The sequence below is a fragment of the Tautonia sp. JC769 genome, from assembly GCF_040717455.1.
Lineage (GTDB): Bacteria > Planctomycetota > Planctomycetia > Isosphaerales > Isosphaeraceae > Tautonia.
Window position 1 is genome coordinate 360533 of the sequence record NZ_JBFEFH010000001.1, and the last position, 15085, is coordinate 375617.

Consider the following 15085-nt stretch of genomic DNA (forward strand, 5'->3'; position numbering starts at 1 on the left):
CCCTGCGAGACGACCGATGGGATCGGTTCGTCCCGCAGGGCCATCGTCGTCGTCCGCGATGAGGGGACCGGGGCCGCGATCGGCCGATGATCGCCGCCGAATCAGCGCACCCGAGCCTTGAACGAGACCGACCCCTCTTCGCCGGGCATGACCGGCTCGGGGAGATCCCAGCGCAGTTCGACCGAGCCGGTCTGGTTCTCGGCGGCCGTGAAGATGGCGCCGTCCGGCCCCCGGGCGCTGTCGGGTTCGTACTCGAAGCGGGGCAGCAGGCTGTCGACGATCGAGACGGAATGGATCGGGACGTTGCCCATGTTCCGCCATCGGATCGTGAAGGTGACGACCTGGCCGGGCTCGGCCACGTCGGTGTCGGTCTCCTTGTTGACCGCCAGGCCGGGCAGGTCGGGCGGGGTCTCGACGCCGGCCAGCTCGCCCGGGCCTCGGGAGACGATCGTCTGGCTGGCCCCCTGGATGACCCCCGTGATGACCGGCCCCTCGGCGGTCTTGATGCCCAGGGGAGGGGTGGCCCGCCGGCTGATCCTCGGCCCCTGCTCGTTCACGGAGACCTGGGGGCCCTGGACCAGTTCCTCCTGGTCGAGGGCCACCACGTCGGTCAGGCCGTTGAGGACCCGGACCTCGATGTGCGTGATCGGAGGGGTCCGGCCTTCCATGGCCGAGGCGCGGCGCCGGTCTCGGACCGCGTTGGCCGACAGGTTCTGGGTCATCCGCGAGGGGGGGCGGACGGTCGCCTCCTGCATCTGGCGGGTCAGGGCCTCGGCCCCCCTCGGCACGGTGATCAGGCGATTCTCGTTGACGCCGATGCTCGTGCGGACCGCGGCGAAGCGGGGGGCGTAGATGCAGACCGTGTTGGTCGGCAGGACGCGGGGCTTCGACCCGGCATTGAACCGGATCATCGCGTCCCTCGGCTCGACGCCGACGACCTGGCCGTCGGCCCCGATCCCGGCCTTGTTCTGGTGGTCGCCGCCGTCGCAGAGGTATTCGTCGCCCGGGAACACGGGATTGGGCGCGAGGCCGAACGAGGCGGGGGGGCAGGTCGGCACGCCGCAGCAGACGCCTTCGGTCGCCTCGAACGGGCAGGGGCCGACGCCCAGGTGGGCCGCGCCGAAGCCGCCGAGCGGCTCTCCCGAGACCGGGGTCCGGCCGCCGAGGCGGACGATCGCCATGACCCGCCCGAGCGCACCGGCGACCCGGAGCGGCTCCTCGCCGGGGCCGAGGGTGGTGACGGGGATCTGATCCTTGGGGATCGACAGGGGGAGGGCCTGGTCGGGGGATTCGAGGTAGACGATCTGCGTGACCAGGCGGCCCGATTCGGCCACGTCGATCAGGTCTTCCTGGCTGAAGATCACCCGGATCGGGAACCGGGTCGGGTCGATGTCGGCCGGGCGGTGCAGGTGGCCGACGACCTCGACGACCGGGAAGACCTCGGCCCCGGGCTGGTTCGGCAGGTTCGTCAGGCGGAGTCGGTAGCCGACGCCGACCTGGAGGCCGACGGTCAGGCCGTGGATGGCGGGGTCGTCGTTCGGGTCGGACAGGACCATCGGCGCGGGTTCGAGCACCTCGATCCCCATGCCCAATGGGCCCGAGAGGCGGACGACCTGGATCTGTGGGGGCAACGTCGGCCCGCCCGGCGCCGGAGCCTCTCCCACGACGGCAACCCCGGCGGTCGGGTCGTCTGGCACGACCTGCCGGGCCTGGGCCGCTCCGACGGCCAGTCCCACCGAGATGGACAGCAGCAGGGCCGCCGTCAACGCCCAGCCGGTCCGTCCTGCTCGCGACATGGGTCTGTCCCTCCCTCATCCTTTTGGGTACGTGAAGCGAAGCGGCGGTGGAGCACTTCGGAAACGGTCATGAGCCTGGTCGGATCGGGAATCGGACCTGAGGCTCACGGGGCCCGACCCGTCCGCAGCGATGCCCTCGCATGGCCGGGCGAACCGGGTGCGACGAGAGTTCAGCCGCATCGGCGAGCGGCCCCCGGGACGCGCCATCACCCCGGCGGGGCCGGACGGCGGCTCCCGCGGGGCTCTGGCGACGGTTGACGACCCGGACGGCTGGTCGACCAGGTCGGCCGGATCGGGTCACCCGATCACGGGAGCTCGGGCAGGCTCCCGGTGAACGGGGACGGCGAGGCCGGCTGCGGCAGGGGAGGGACCGGCATCGAGGCCGGCGACACCGAGGGCTCGGCCACCGGCGGGATGAAGGTCGACGGCGAGGTGCCCTCGATGGGCACTTCCTCGACCGGCGGGGCGATCGCATCCAACGCCGGCGACGGGGGGGCCGGCGGCGGGGTCATCGTGCCGGGCTCCCCGTAGATCACCTCGCCCGGGGCGTACCCGTCGGCGGCCGGGGCCGCGACGCCGCCGGAGCCGCCGGGGGGCATCTCCAGGTCGATCGCCCCGACGCGGATGACCATGAGGATGGTCCCGCGCTTGTCGGCCTCGAGGACCGGATTGACGCCGGGCTCGAGCCGTGTCGAGACGAGGGTCTCGGCACCGTAGAGCCCGGAAATGGCCAGTTCCTGGAACTTCGGATCGGGCAGGTAGACCACCTTGGTCACGAAGTTGCCGGCCCGGACCTGGTCGAAGTCCTCCTGGGTGAACTGGACCGGGATCGGGTTGTGGGTCAGGTAGTCGTCGGTCTGCGGCGACGAGGGGGCGACCTCGATCGTCGGATAGAGCGTCAGGCCGGGGTTGTCGGCAATGTTGGTGAGCTTCAACCGATAGATGAAGCCCTGCCGGAAGTTGTAGCGCGCCGGCACGGTCAGTTGCGGCGGCAGGTAGACCGGCGAGCCGTCCGGCCCGGCGGTCTGCCAGCTGATCTCCATGTTCGCCGGATCGACGAAGAAGACCTGGCTGGTCGTATTGGCGAACATCCGATTGGCCCCGAACCCGGCACCCGAGAGGGCCGGGTCGGCCGGCGGGGCCATGATCGGTCCAGAAGCGGGCGGCGGCCCATGACGGACCACGTGGGGCCGGAACAGGCTCGTCAGGGCGTGCGGTTTCCCGGGCCCGTCGAACATCCCGCCGGTCCCGGTCGCTGCCGCCGCCAACATCAGCACTCCGAGCGTCTTCATCCTGAATTGACCTCCCGCCCCCTCGACGCGATGATACCCTGGGGTCGATCGCCGGCCCGCCCGAACCACGAGGGGGCGGGGCGGTTGATCGGGGTCATCGGACGACGGGGGTGAATGCCTTCCTCCTCGGGCTGACCGCAGACCGACTCGGCCTTTGTTAAGGCCAGGTCGCTCGCCGGTCGCGGCGCGGCCGACGGCCAGGGGACCGCGAGCCAACCGGCCTCGGGCATCCCTGCCTTCGACCGATCGGCCGATACCCGAGCATCGGGCGATCGGCGATCGCCCAATCCTCGAAGTCCCGCGCACGGCCGTCTCCGTCCCTGGAAACGAACCGAGTCGGGGCGATCCCGCCGGACTTGCCGCGTCCGGCGCCTGGCGATAAGATCGGACAGTCCTTTCCTGCCCTTGAGTAAAGAACGGCACGACCCGGCCATGTCCAACTTTCGTCTGCTGCTCCCCCTGCTCCTGGCTGCCCTCTTGCCGCTCCTGAGCCTGGCGCAGGATCCGACGTTCGCCCCGCCCCCGGTGCCTCCGGAACCGCCGACCGAGGCGGAACTGACGCTCGATGAGGCGCTGGCCAAGATCCATTCGCTCGAGAACGTCCGCGCCTCCGTCCGCCAGGAGGTCGACATGCTCGGCCAGGTGTTCACCATCGAGGGGGAATATGCCCGGTCGGGCCCCTACACGTTCAGCCTCGACCTGCAGGTCCAGGGGCTTCCCCAGGCCCAGGGGCGCATGCGGCAGGTGAGCGACGGGAACGTCCTCTGGGACGTCTCCCAGATCCTCGATCAGACCTATTACTACCGCCTCGCGCTGCCGACGATCCTGGAGCGGATCAACCAGGAGCCGTACGAGGCACTCCACCGGAACCACTTCATTCAGCAGCGTTTGGGGCTCTCCGGCCCTCACTGGCTGCTGGATGGATTGCGGCAGTCGGTCCGCTTCGACCGCCGCCTGGAAGGGGAGTGGGACGGCCGGCCCGTCTGGATCCTGCGCGGCAACTGGAAGGATATGAACGCCATGGGCCTGGCCCCCATGGCCTCGGTTCCGGCCTACATCCCGAGTGTCGTGGAACTGCAAATCGACAAGGAAACGGGCTGGCCGTATCAGGTCTTGATGCTCGGCAAGAAGCGGGCGATCGTCCGAGGGGCCAACACCCCGAAGGTCGATCCGGCCACCGGCCGTCCCCTCGGCAACGTGGCGGCGGACGACGAACCGCCGAGCCGTTTCCTGCTCACCTATACCGACGTCGATTTCGACCCGGAGTTCCAGACCGGCGAATTCTCGTTCAACGTGCCCGAGATGGCCCGAGACCGGGTGAGCGACCGCACCGAAGCCCTGATCGCCGAGGCCGAACAGTTCGCCCGGTTGATCGAGGCCGCCAACCTGCAGGCCGGTGGTGAAGGGGCGAGCGACCCGGGGGCGGTGCTGAAGGACGTCTTGCAAATTCCCCCGATCGGGAGCGAGCTGCCGCCCAGCCCTCCCGGTCAGCTCAATCGGCCGACCCCGCCGGGCAACTGAGCTGGGGGCCCCTCGCCTCTCCGAACCCCCAAGGCGACGGGATTCCGGCCTACCGGACTCGGCCCGGGCGTTCAGTCCGGGTCGAGGGGCCGACCGTCGGGCAGGAATGGCTGCAGCGGGCAGCGATCGCATCGGGGTTTCGACGCCTTGCAGAAGCGGGCGAGCGACTCGAACCAGGAGGCGAGCCGGGACATCTCGTCCGGGTCGTCCGACTGGGCCGCCCCTTCGATCACCTCTCGGGCCTCGGTCTCGTCGGCACCGGGGTCGATCCAGCCGTGCCGGATGAGGACCCGGTAGTCGGATCGGCTGATCGGAAAGGTCGGCCGGCGAAAGACTTCGAGCAAGACCTGGTTGGCCGTGGTCGGGCCGATCCCCCGGATCGACCGCAATTCCTCGCGAAGCGACTCGGTGTCGATCGCCGCGAGCGCCTCCATGCCACCGAGCCGGTCGACCCACGCGGCGACCCGGAGGATCAAGGGGACGACCCCGGCCGGCACCGCCCCGCGGGCGTCGCGGAGGAGGTCGGTCATCTCTTGGGGATCGACGGCTGCGAGCGCGGCGGGGTCGTCCGCCCAGCCTTCGCGGTCGATCGCCTCGATCGCCTGGTCGACGCGGAGGCCGCGTTGCGTCAGCAGAACCTGCCGAAGCAATGCGCGGAACGACTCGGCCGGGGGGCCCGCGGGCGAGTGCGCGCCCGTTGGCTCACCCCCGAAGGCGCGGAGGAGCGTCTGGGAGATGGCGTCGAACTCGGAGCGGAGCGAGGCCATCGGGCGGGCCTCCCTGGGCGTTGAGAAGCGGCCGAAGCAACGCAAAACGACCCGATCCGGTGCCGGATCAGGTCGTTCGGGATGGCAGGCAGGCTATCGGAAATCCTGAGAGACTCAGGACTTCGGGGCGTTCTTCAGCGCGTTGTATTCGCGCGTCAATCGGCTTTTGCGGCGGGCGGCCGTGTTCGGGTGCAGGACCCGTCGCACGCCGGCCCGGTCAAGCTTGGCGATGGTGAAGCGGAAATCGGCCTCGGCAGCCTCAAGATTCCCTTCGGAGGCGGCCGTCAGGGTCCGCTTCGTGTAGGTCTTGATGATCTTCTTGGCGATCCGGTTGCGCATCCGGCGCTTTTCGTTCTGGCGGAGGCGCTTCTTGGCGGATTCGGTATTGGGCATTGCTCGATCGGGTCCCGTCAGGCGGGGGGAGGAAATCGTCCGAATGGCCGGGGGCGGAGGTCGCCGAACGGGCGAGCCGTCACGCCGACCGGCAAAGCGTCGATTGTATCACGAAGACATCCGCTGGTTCAAGCTCCGGAGCCGCTGGGCCACGTCGAGATAGCCGAAGTTGTTGGCGGCGACCTCGTTGTAGTGGGTCTCGGCGTCGTCGAGGTTGCCCATCTGCTCGGCCACCCGGCCGAGGCGATAGTGCAGGTCGTTCAGGATCTCCTGATCCTCGGGGTCGGCGGCCTTCAGGGCCTCGGTGTAGCTGCGTTCGGCGAGCTTGGGGACGCCGGTGGCCTCGAACGAGGCCCCCGCCCCCATCAGGGCCTTGACCTTCAAGGCGGGGGAGGACCGGGCGGCCTGGAATTCGGCGATGGCCGCGTCGTGCTGGCCGGCCGCGGCGAGCCGGCGGGCCAGCTCGAAGCGGAGATGCAGGTCGTCGGGCCGGGTCTCGGCCCGGCGGCGGTACTCGGCCAGCTCGTAATCGGAGAGCTTGGCGTTGAATTTCCCGAGCTTCGACTGCGCCTCGGCATCGTCGGGATGGTCGCGGAGGCGGGCCTTGATCGCCTCGATGGCCTTGCGGAGCCGGGCGATCTGGATTTCGGCGTACGTGTCGCGGAGCAAGGGGTCGTCGGGCAGGGCCTTCAGGCCCCGGGCCAGCACGTCTCGCGCCTCGTCCAGGCGTTGCTGGAGCCGGTACTGGGAGGCCAGTTCGAGGTAGGGAGCGGGGCGGGACGGGTTCTCCTTGATGTCCCGCTCCATCCGCTCTTCGGGGCTCATGGCCTGCTTGCCGCGCAGGGCCTCGGCCTCCTCATCATCCTCGGGAGGGGTGGCGGCGGCGGGAGCGTTCTGGCGTCGACCCTGCTGGTTTAAGCTGCCTCCGTGGATGGTCTGGCTGGCGGAGAGGGCGTTGATCTGCCGGGCGGCCTCCTCGTCGCCGGGGGCCAGTTTCTTGATGCGTTCCCAGCAGAGGATGGCGCGGGGGAAGTCCTCGGCGAAGGCGTAGACGTGGGCCATGTGCTTCCAGAAGCCCACGTCGTCGGCCGCCTGGGTCTGGACCGATTCCAGGGCCCAGCGGGCCAGGGGGGGCGAGCCGAGCTGCTCGGCGGCCTCGGCCAGGTCGCGGCTGACGCCGACGTCCCAGGGGTTGTAGACGAACGCCTCCTCGCAGTGCTCGATCGCCTCGAGCCAGTGGCCACGCCCCTTGGAGGCCTTGATTCGGAGCCGGATCGGCTGGAGCTTGGCGCCGGCGAGCATCCCGACCTTCGACGGGTCGTTCTGGAATTTCTTCCGCATGGCGTTGCGCATCGCCTGGCGGAACTTCAGCTCCAGCGGGGCGATCTTCAGCGCGTTCTTGTACATGTCCATCGCGTATGGGAAGTTGCCACGGGCGGTGGCGTCATTCCCATAATTGAAGAACGACTCGGCCCGCTGGAGGTCCTTCTGATCGGGTTGCGGCGCGGATTCCATGGGAAACGCGACCCCCTGAGAGGGTGGGGCAGTCACTCGAATCGGTGCCGGACGCCACTGCGCGTCCGGATTCTCGGTCTGGTCGATCATACACGCTATCACAATGCCTTCGGCGGTCAACCATCGGCCCCCGGCATCAGACCTGCAGCCGGATCGCCCGGCTGAACCTTCAGAGAAGACGACGAGGGAGACTCCCGACCATGTCCACCGCCTCGATCCTGCGAGACGCGGGGTTAAGCGAATTGATTGCCGGTCCCCTTGAGACGCTCGCCCAGGGCTTCCAGTTCACCGAAGGCCCCCTCTGGCTGCCCGATGAAAGCTTGCTCTGGCAGGACATCGCGGCCGAGCGGACCTACCGACTCCCGCCGGGGGGAGGCCCTGCCGAGGTGCTCCGCGATCGGACCGGGGCCGCCAACGGGCAGACGTTCGGGCCCGACGGCCGCGTTTATTTCTGCGAGCAAAACGGGCGGCGGGTCTCTCGGATGAACCCGGACGGCTCGGGCGTGGAGACCGTCGTCGAGCGGTTCGAGGGCAATCGCCTCAACAGCCCGAACGACATCGTCTGCCGCGGCGACGGCCTGATGGTCTTCACCGACCCCCCCTACGGCGTTCCCAGCCCCGACCAGAAGGAATTGCCCTATCAAGCCGTCTTCTCCCTGACGACCGGGGGAGCCCTTCGGCCGATCGTTCACGAAGGCTTCGAGAAGCCGAACGGGCTGGCCTTCTCGCCCGACGAGCAGACGCTCTATGTCTGCGATACGGCGAAGTACCACATCCGCGCCTTCCGGATGACCGATTCCGGCCAGGTCGACCCGGCAAGCGACCGGGTCTTCGCCGCGATGGACCCCGAGGAGCAGGGGGGGCCCGACGGCCTGAAGGTCGACCGCGACGGCCGTCTCTACGTCGCCGTGGCTCAGGGGATCTGGGTCTATCGGCCCGATGGGGCCCTGCTGGGGATCCTCAGGACCCCGAAACGCCCCTCGAACCTGAACTGGTGGGGCCGCGAGGGAAACGCGCTGGCCATCACGGCGGTCGACTCGATCCACCGCGTCCGGCTGAATGTGAGGGGCGTGACCCCGCCGTTCTTACCGGCCTGATCGCGGGAATTCCCGGGCGATTCGAAGGGCTGGGGCCCCCGAGATGCCCCTCTGGCGCGCGACTCCGGAAAAAAACCGGCTGGTTTGCCGGCCGGCTTCGGATAAAATGACTGTTGACTCGGGACCAGATCGTCGCGCAACCGTCAGACGACCTCTCGATCGATCGGGCCGACCCGGCGGCCCGACTCTCCCCAACGACCCCCCGGTTTTGCACCGCCGGCGCCGGGATCGGCTGACCCTGGAGGGCCTTGTGGCCAAAGAGGAACCGTTACGGACCGAAGGGCGCATCGTCGAGGCGCTGCCCAACACGCAGTTCATGGTCGAGCTGGAGAACGGCCACCGTGTGCTGGCTCACATTGCAGGGAAGATGCGCAAGAACTTCATCCGCATCGTCCCCGGCGACCGGGTGACCGTCGAGATCACCCCGTACGACATCACCAAGGGTCGCATCGTCTATCGAGAGCGCTGATCCCCTCCTCGCCTTGCCGTGCAAGCGCGCCGGGCCCGCTCCGAACTTCCCGGATCGACTCCCACCGCTTGCCACCCCTCCAACCCGCGAACCCGACGCAACGGGCGCCCTCCCCCGACGCCCGCCGGGGACGCATTGTCGGCCCGCATCCAGGTCCACTGGGCCGGTGGTGGTGGACGACGGCCTTATCTTCGAAGTCGAGGCTGGTCAGGCGTCGTCCCAGCTCCCGAGCAGCCGCCTCAGAGAGACGAGCTGGCCGAGATGATAGGCGTTGTGGTCGGCCAGGAGCATGGCCTCCCGGGCGATCGACTGCCCGGTGCCCCAGGGAAGGGGGCGGAGCAGGTCGGTCTGCGGGTCGGCGACGAGGCCCCGCATGGCCTGAGCATCGGCCCGGAACGCCGAGGCCGAGCGGTCCCAGGCGAGGTCGTCCGGCGGGGCCGCCCGGCCGGGCCAGTAGTCGTCGGGCCACCGGAGCCGGGCGTGATCGGCCGATCGGCAGAAGTCGAGGATGTCTCGCTGGCAAATCCGGAGATGTTCCAGGAGTTCCCAGGGAGAATGGGGCAGGCCCTCGGCCCGAATGCCCCGGAGGGCCGGCTCGAGCCCGGCGATCGCCGATTCGAAGTCGAGGTGCGCCGCCCCGGCGTCGAGCAGTTCGAGCACGTGGGCACGCAGGATCGCGTCTCGGTCGTGCGGTTCCAAAGGGGAGTCGCTCCTCGAAGGGATCGGCGGGTCAGTACGGAACCCCCTTGTCCCGGGCGTCCTTCAGGGCCCGGGCGTACCACTCCAGCTCGCCCAGGAATTTCGAGGCCCTACGCGGCCAGGCCTCGTCCATCGGGGAGCCGTCCTCCGCGAAGGCATCCTGCACCTTCGGGATGGGCAGTAGTGAGGGGATGCTCGGCGTGCCCAGCTCGCAGAGCATCGCCCGGAGCTGCATGGCCGCCCGGACGCCGCCGAAGGGCCCGGCGGAGTAGCAGACGATCGCGGACGGGCGCCAGAACCATTCCTCCAGGAAGTGGTCCATCAGATTCGAGAGCGCCGGCGGGATCGAATGGTTGTATTCCCCGGAGACGACGATGAAGGCGTCGGCCGCCTTGATCTGGGTGGCGAGGCGTTCGAGCGCCTCGGGGGCCTCGCCGGCCGGATATTCCTTGTACATCCGGTCGAGCAGGGGGAGATCGACCACCTTCGGGTCGATCAGGGTGGACCGGTGGCCCCGGATCTGGCACATCGCGTCGATGAACCGGGCGGCCTTGATCCCCTGGCGATCGGACCGGACGGAACCGTACAGGACGAGCAGGTCGAGGCTCATGGATGGGTCCCTTCGGGCCGGTATTACGCGCCGAGATACTTGCGGAGCAGGGCCGTCGTCGAGGGATTGAACCCCTCGACCTGGGCCGATTCCTTGCGGGAGGCCGAGAGCTGGGAGCGCACTTGCTTGGCCAGGACCTTGCCCAGCTCGACCCCCCACTGGTCGAACGAGTTGATGCCCCAGAGGAACCCCTGGACGGCGGTCCGGTGCTCGTAGAGCGCCAGCAGCTTGCCGCAGGCCTCGGGGGTCAGCCAGCCATCGAGGAGCAGGACGTTCGACGGCCGGTTGCCTGGGAAGACCTTGTGCGGGACGAGCTCGGCGGGGACCCCCTCGGCCTCCACCTCCTCGGCCGTCTTGCCGACGGCCAGGGCGTCGGGTTGGGCGAAGAAGTTGGCCATCAATTCGTCATGATTGGAGACGGCTTCCCCCTCGACGCTCACCGGCGTCTGGCTCCGGGTGAAGCCGATGAAGTCGGCCGGGACGACACGCCCCTGGTGCAGGAGCTGATAGAAGCTGTGCTGCCCGTTCGTGCCCGGTTCGCCGAAGTCGACCTCGCCGGTCGGGTACGGTAACGCATGGCCGTCGAGCCCGACGCGCTTGCCGTTCGATTCCATGTCCACTTGCTGGATATGCGGGGCCAATTTCAGGAGCGCCTGGCAGTAGGGGAGCAGGGCGCGATCCGGGCGTTGCAGGAAGGTCGAGTTCCAGACGCCGAACAGCCCGAGCAAGGCCGGCAGGTTTCGCTCGAACGGGGTTTCGAGGAAATGCCGGTCGATCGCATGAGCACCCTCCAGGAACGGCTCGACGCGATCCATGCCGTATTGGAGCGCCAGCGGCACGACCCCGACGGCGCTGCAGACGCTGTAGCGGCCGCCGACCCAGTCCCAGAAGCCGAAGGCGTTCGCCGGGTCGATGCCGAAGTCCCTCACGCCGTCGAGATTGGTGCTGACGGCGACCATGTGTTTGGCCACGCTCTCGGGGCCGAGCGAGCCGACGAGCCATTGCCGGAGCGTCTTGGCGTTGAGCATCGTCTCGGCGGTCGTGAAGGTCTTGGAGACGATGACGACGAGGGTCGTCTCGGGATTCAGGCCTTCGAGGTTGCGGGCCACGTCGATCGGATCGACATTAGCCAGGAACCGGAGTCGGCGTCCCTGGGCGGCCTGGGCACAGTAGGGGTCGGTGCGGAGGGCCTCGTGGACGAACTCGGGGCCGAGGTAGCTGCCGCCGATGCCGATCGAGACGACGTCGGTCAGGGGTTTGCCGGTCGCCCCCTTCCACTCGCCCGATCGGACGCGGTCGCTGAACCCCCGGATCTTCTCCAGGACGGTGTGGACCTCGTCGACGACGTTCACGCCGTCCACGGTGATCGAGGCGCCTTGCGGCGCCCGCAGGGCGACGTGGAGGACCGCCCGATCCTCGGTCGTGTTGATCCGATCCCCGCGGAACATGGCCTCGATCTTTGCCCGAAGCTTCGCCTCCTCGGCCAGGTCGAGGAGCAATTTGACCGTCTCGGCCGTGGCGTTCTGCCGAGAAAAATCGAGGGTGATCCCCTCGGCCTCGGCGACCATCGCCCGGCAACGCCCTGGGTCGTTGAGCAGGTCGCGGAGGTGGTGCGAGGCGATCGCTTCGGCGTGCGAGGACAGGGTCTTCCAGGCGGTCGAGGCGGCGATGGACATGGTCGCATGGCTCCCGGGAGCCGATCGCCTGGCTCGGGCGATGGCGTTGCGGTGTCATTCGGATCGATTTGCCCAGCAAGGCTACGTCATCGACCGCCCGATTGCGATGGTGAAGCGGGAACAGGCCAGATGGCGGTTCAGGCCGGGCGAGGTGAGGTGACGATCGCGTTCGCCCAGGCCGCGTCCGGCTCCGAGAGGGGAGGGTAGGGGGACTTCTCGTAGTCGAGCCTTCGGAAAAACCGGGCGCGATCGATCAGGTCGTGCAGGGTGGTGTTGAGCGGGAGGGTCGGCTCGGCGTCGCCGGGGAGCAGGGGGATGGGGATGTCCGGCAGCGGGGCCCTGAGATTCCAGGCGAAGACCTGAGCCCGGGGGCGACCGACGCTTCGGCTGACGAGCACGCGGTAATGGCTCCGGATCAAGGGGGTCGTGGGGGTGGCCTCGCCGTCCCGGAGCAGGTCGATCTCGACGAGGTTCGTCTGCGTCTCCAGCACCTCGTCTCGCTTGGCGAGGTACGCCTCGCGCCCCCGCCCCCGTGACTTATTGCTCGGGGAGAGAACCTCCAGGACCGTCACCAGCAAATGCGACCTCGTGTCCCGGATCTCCAGGTAGGTTTCCTCGATCGCCTCCTCCCGGACGGGCAGATCAACCTCGACGACCTCCACCCCCGCCTCGACCGCCTGTGCCACCGCGACCCCTCCCCCACCTTCGGGAGGAGGCATCGGCGCATCGATTTGCCCCCGAGTGATCGCCAGGTCGGGCCGGGCTCCCCTCGGATCGTCGGCGGATGGGTAGAGGACCATTCGGCTCTCGACCCCGACGAAATATCGGGGGTCGACCATCGGCACCACCACATCGGCGATCGCGGCGATCAACCGATTATGCACGTCCGGCCAGATGGTCGGGTGTTCGAGCCAGGGGTCCATGCCGGGGAAGGGTGGCCTCATGAGATCGAGTGTACCAGGGATGACCGGGCGATCGCCACGAGAGGATTACGGTAGGGGGGACGAGTTGCCGTCGGACATCGAATGATGATGATGTTCGGCGAGTCGTCGCTCGCGATCGCGTTTCCTCCGTCGTTCGAGTGGACCAAGGACCAGGATCGTCAGTGCCAAAAGGGCCCCGGCCCCGATTACTTTCGCCGTTTCCAGGTCCGCGAACCGAGGGGCAAGTTGATGCAACGCGAGCAAGGCGCCGAGGCTCGCGACGACGACCAGGATGGGGATGAGCAGGATCAAGCCCACGCCGACGAGCATCAGCTTCGCCAGCATCGCGAAGCAGCCGATCGCCTCGCGGCGGTGGTCCTCGGGCATCGATCGCAGCCATCGGAGGGTTCCCGAGGGCGGGAACGACGCCGGGGCGGGCCAGACGGCCACGACGCCGACCGGCACGAAGGCCAGGATCATCCACGAGGACGACGGGGGGATGACATCGACGGCGATGACCTGGAACGAGGCCCCGGTGGCCGCGACGACGGGGAACAGGCGATCCCATCGGGATTGATTGTCGATCGCATCGGGAGAGGGGATCGGCTCGGGGCCGGTCTCGGTTCGAGGGAGCGGGAGTCCCCGGTCATCCAGCCCGGCGAGCGCCGCGAACCGGTCCCAGTCGCGCTGGATCGACGGGTCGAGTTCGCGCCGGAAGGCCGCGACGATGCGATCCGCCCGGGAGTAGGAATACGGGCTGAGGTCGATCGAGAGCTTCGCCCGTTCGGACCGCAGGCGCACGCTCGGGTACTTCCCGCCGCGCCAGGCGGCCTCTCGGATGTCGACCCACGGGAGAAATCGGGTGCGGAAGACACCCCGGACGGTGAGCCCGGCGCGATCGAAGACGAGGGCATGCCTCCGGAAGTGGGCGAGCATGCCCATGCCCATCAGGGTGAACCCGACGAGGAAGGAGATCAGGAAGCCGATGACCCAGACGCCATCCGGCCGCGCGGCCTGGACGGCGAACCCCTCGTTGGGATCGGTCAGGAGCCCGAAGGTCAGGAGGAGCATCATGAGGATCGTGGCCGACCCGAGGTTCCGGGAGACCCGGTTCGCGTGGAAGGCCTGGGAAGGCTGCTCGGGCGGCATGGGTCGGCTCTCGATCGGCCCCGGGAGTCCCCATCCTCAATGGTCGAGGAACGGGGCCGACGGGACAAGGGCCGGTCGGCGTCCGCGAGTGATCGAGGGTCTCAACCTCGGAAGGGTCGCGGACGCCACGAACGGCCCGAGGCGCCGTGCCGGTCGATCGCTCGTCAGGAGAACCTCGGGCGGTGGGGCGGGGCGCCGGGGAAGGTGGGCGGGGCGGGGCGAGGGAACGTGGCCTGGCGAGCCTCGGCGGCGCGCTGGAGTTGCCTGGCTTGCTGTTGCTGGAGTTGCTGGAACTGTCGGCGAGCCTGGGCGAGATTGGCCGAGTACTCGCGATGCGGCCGGTGGGCCGGGAGGGGAGTCGGCCGGTGGGCCGGGGCCGGCGTGGGCGCAGGCCGTCGCGAGGCGAGCGTCGGGCGAGCCTGCGCGGGGGCGGCGCCGCCGATCTGGACGGTCCGGGGCGGGGATTCGACGCGGTCGATCACGCCTCGGATCTCGACCGGTCCGGTCACGGGCCGGCCGTCTCGCCCGCGGCCGTTCCAGGTGGTCGTCACCTGGCGCGACTCGCCCGGTTGCAAGGTGACGAGGACGTGGGAGGTGGCGAGCGGGCCGCGCTGGTCGCTCAACCGCCAGAGTTCCCGCCCGCGCTGGGAGACGATCACGTCGTAGTTGCCCAAGGGGCCGGTATTGACCGGGGTGCTGCCGGCGACGGATTGAGTCAGGGTGAATGTGACCGGATCGCCCGGGGCGTAGCTGGGCCGGTCGGTCGCGATCGCGACGCGGGTCGTGGCCGGGCTGGGGGACTGGGGGGCGGGCCGGGCATTCTGGAACGACTGGTGGACGACCTCGGCCGCCTTGCCCGGCGGCAAGGGGTTCGCCACGCTGAGCATCTGGCGGGCTTCGAGCGATTCAAGCGCAGGGTGCGTCTTCGTCCGTCGGGCTCGGTGATGGGGGCGATTCATGATCGGCGCGACTCCTCGATGGGGGGAGGTCGGCGTCGAGCCTTCGGCCCGATCCCGACCGATTGAGAGGGAGGAGATCGAACGGCCGATTGTCCGGATCGGATCGGTCGTTCCTGTTGTCCTGGAATCGACCGGAAACCGGGAGGACTTGAACGTCCTGGGAGAAATGACGACGGGGGCCGCGATGCGCCTGGCATCACGACCCCCGGGGCAGGAATC

14 protein-coding genes are annotated in these 15085 nt (G+C 69.0%); 3 read left to right on the top strand and 11 right to left on the bottom strand.

Annotation, left to right across the window (positions count from 1 at the left end):
- Positions 1-101: 101 nt before the first annotated feature.
- Both AB1L88_RS01480 and AB1L88_RS01485 read right to left on the bottom strand, forming a co-directional pair.
- Positions 102-1796 (bottom strand): DUF11 domain-containing protein, encoded by a 1695-nt coding sequence (locus AB1L88_RS01480; RefSeq protein ID WP_367094849.1) that lies wholly within the window; start codon positions 1794-1796, stop codon positions 102-104.
- Positions 1797-2101: 305 nt separating this feature from the next.
- Positions 2102-3088, bottom strand: coding sequence for a hypothetical protein (locus AB1L88_RS01485; protein WP_367094850.1), 987 nt, complete (start codon positions 3086-3088; stop codon positions 2102-2104).
- 432 nt (positions 3089-3520) lie between these two features.
- Between AB1L88_RS01485 and AB1L88_RS01490 the strand changes: the two genes are divergently transcribed.
- Entirely contained in the window at positions 3521-4609 is a 1089-nt protein-coding gene (locus AB1L88_RS01490; RefSeq protein ID WP_367094851.1) for a hypothetical protein, read from the top strand.
- 71 nt (positions 4610-4680) lie between these two features.
- Here the strand turns inward: AB1L88_RS01490 and AB1L88_RS01495 are convergent, their stop codons facing one another.
- The 3 genes from AB1L88_RS01495 to AB1L88_RS01505 all read right to left on the bottom strand — a co-directional run bounded on the left by AB1L88_RS01495 (position 4681) and on the right by AB1L88_RS01505 (position 7284).
- Positions 4681-5376: a hypothetical protein gene (locus AB1L88_RS01495; protein WP_367094852.1), complete on the bottom strand. Its 696-nt coding sequence runs from the start codon at positions 5374-5376 to the stop codon at positions 4681-4683.
- Between the two features lie 114 nt (positions 5377-5490).
- Complete coding sequence (gene rpsT, locus AB1L88_RS01500) at positions 5491-5769, bottom strand: 30S ribosomal protein S20 (RefSeq protein WP_367094853.1); 279 nt, start codon at positions 5767-5769, stop codon at positions 5491-5493.
- A 108-nt stretch (positions 5770-5877) separates the two neighbouring features.
- Entirely contained in the window at positions 5878-7284 is a 1407-nt protein-coding gene (locus AB1L88_RS01505; protein WP_367094854.1) for a tetratricopeptide repeat protein, read from the bottom strand.
- A gap of 200 nt (positions 7285-7484) precedes the next feature.
- Here AB1L88_RS01505 and AB1L88_RS01510 point away from each other — a divergent pair, with 200 nt between their 5' ends.
- Together AB1L88_RS01510 and infA are read left to right on the top strand one after the other, a co-directional pair.
- Positions 7485-8381 (top strand): SMP-30/gluconolactonase/LRE family protein, encoded by an 897-nt coding sequence (locus tag AB1L88_RS01510; RefSeq protein WP_367094855.1) that lies wholly within the window; start codon positions 7485-7487, stop codon positions 8379-8381.
- A 250-nt stretch (positions 8382-8631) separates the two neighbouring features.
- Positions 8632-8850: a translation initiation factor IF-1 gene (gene infA, locus AB1L88_RS01515; RefSeq protein ID WP_126723684.1), complete on the top strand. Its 219-nt coding sequence runs from the start codon at positions 8632-8634 to the stop codon at positions 8848-8850.
- A 207-nt stretch (positions 8851-9057) separates the two neighbouring features.
- Here the strand turns inward: infA and AB1L88_RS01520 are convergent, their stop codons facing one another.
- From AB1L88_RS01520 to AB1L88_RS01545, 6 genes are all read right to left on the bottom strand, one after another.
- A complete protein-coding gene (locus AB1L88_RS01520; protein WP_367094856.1) occupies positions 9058-9549 on the bottom strand; it encodes a DinB family protein in 492 nt (163 codons plus the stop codon).
- Positions 9550-9580: 31 nt separating this feature from the next.
- Positions 9581-10159 (bottom strand): NAD(P)H-dependent oxidoreductase, encoded by a 579-nt coding sequence (locus AB1L88_RS01525; RefSeq protein WP_367094857.1) that lies wholly within the window; start codon positions 10157-10159, stop codon positions 9581-9583.
- A gap of 23 nt (positions 10160-10182) precedes the next feature.
- Positions 10183-11835 (bottom strand): glucose-6-phosphate isomerase, encoded by a 1653-nt coding sequence (gene pgi / locus AB1L88_RS01530; RefSeq protein WP_367094858.1) that lies wholly within the window; start codon positions 11833-11835, stop codon positions 10183-10185.
- Between the two features lie 137 nt (positions 11836-11972).
- Positions 11973-12779: a DUF4058 family protein gene (locus AB1L88_RS01535; RefSeq protein WP_367094859.1), complete on the bottom strand. Its 807-nt coding sequence runs from the start codon at positions 12777-12779 to the stop codon at positions 11973-11975.
- Between the two features lie 45 nt (positions 12780-12824).
- The gene (locus AB1L88_RS01540; protein ID WP_367094860.1) at positions 12825-13907 is read right to left on the bottom strand and encodes a PH domain-containing protein; all 1083 of its coding nucleotides are present in this window, start codon (positions 13905-13907) and stop codon (positions 12825-12827) included.
- Positions 13908-14071: 164 nt separating this feature from the next.
- Positions 14072-14866, bottom strand: coding sequence for a hypothetical protein (locus tag AB1L88_RS01545; protein ID WP_367094861.1), 795 nt, complete (start codon positions 14864-14866; stop codon positions 14072-14074).
- Between the last annotated feature and the right edge of the window lie 219 nt (positions 14867-15085).

Excerpts from the sequence above, each read along its gene's own strand:
- AB1L88_RS01490 (WP_367094851.1), top strand. The coding sequence starts at position 3,521 with ATGTCCAACTTTCGTCTGCTGCTCCCCCTGCTCCTGGCTGCCCTCTTG.
- pgi (WP_367094858.1), bottom strand. The coding sequence starts at position 11,835 with ATGTCCATCGCCGCCTCGACCGCCTGGAAGACCCTGTCCTCGCACGCC.
- rpsT (WP_367094853.1), bottom strand. The coding sequence starts at position 5,769 with ATGCCCAATACCGAATCCGCCAAGAAGCGCCTCCGCCAGAACGAAAAG.
- AB1L88_RS01535 (WP_367094859.1), bottom strand. The coding sequence starts at position 12,779 with ATGAGGCCACCCTTCCCCGGCATGGACCCCTGGCTCGAACACCCGACC.
- AB1L88_RS01510 (WP_367094855.1), top strand. The coding sequence starts at position 7,485 with ATGTCCACCGCCTCGATCCTGCGAGACGCGGGGTTAAGCGAATTGATT.
- AB1L88_RS01485 (WP_367094850.1), bottom strand. The coding sequence starts at position 3,088 with ATGAAGACGCTCGGAGTGCTGATGTTGGCGGCGGCAGCGACCGGGACC.
- AB1L88_RS01495 (WP_367094852.1), bottom strand. The coding sequence starts at position 5,376 with ATGGCCTCGCTCCGCTCCGAGTTCGACGCCATCTCCCAGACGCTCCTC.
- AB1L88_RS01540 (WP_367094860.1), bottom strand. The coding sequence starts at position 13,907 with ATGCCGCCCGAGCAGCCTTCCCAGGCCTTCCACGCGAACCGGGTCTCC.
- AB1L88_RS01525 (WP_367094857.1), bottom strand. The coding sequence starts at position 10,159 with ATGAGCCTCGACCTGCTCGTCCTGTACGGTTCCGTCCGGTCCGATCGC.
- AB1L88_RS01505 (WP_367094854.1), bottom strand. The coding sequence starts at position 7,284 with ATGGAATCCGCGCCGCAACCCGATCAGAAGGACCTCCAGCGGGCCGAG.
- AB1L88_RS01480 (WP_367094849.1), bottom strand. The coding sequence starts at position 1,796 with ATGTCGCGAGCAGGACGGACCGGCTGGGCGTTGACGGCGGCCCTGCTG.
- AB1L88_RS01545 (WP_367094861.1), bottom strand. The coding sequence starts at position 14,866 with ATGAATCGCCCCCATCACCGAGCCCGACGGACGAAGACGCACCCTGCG.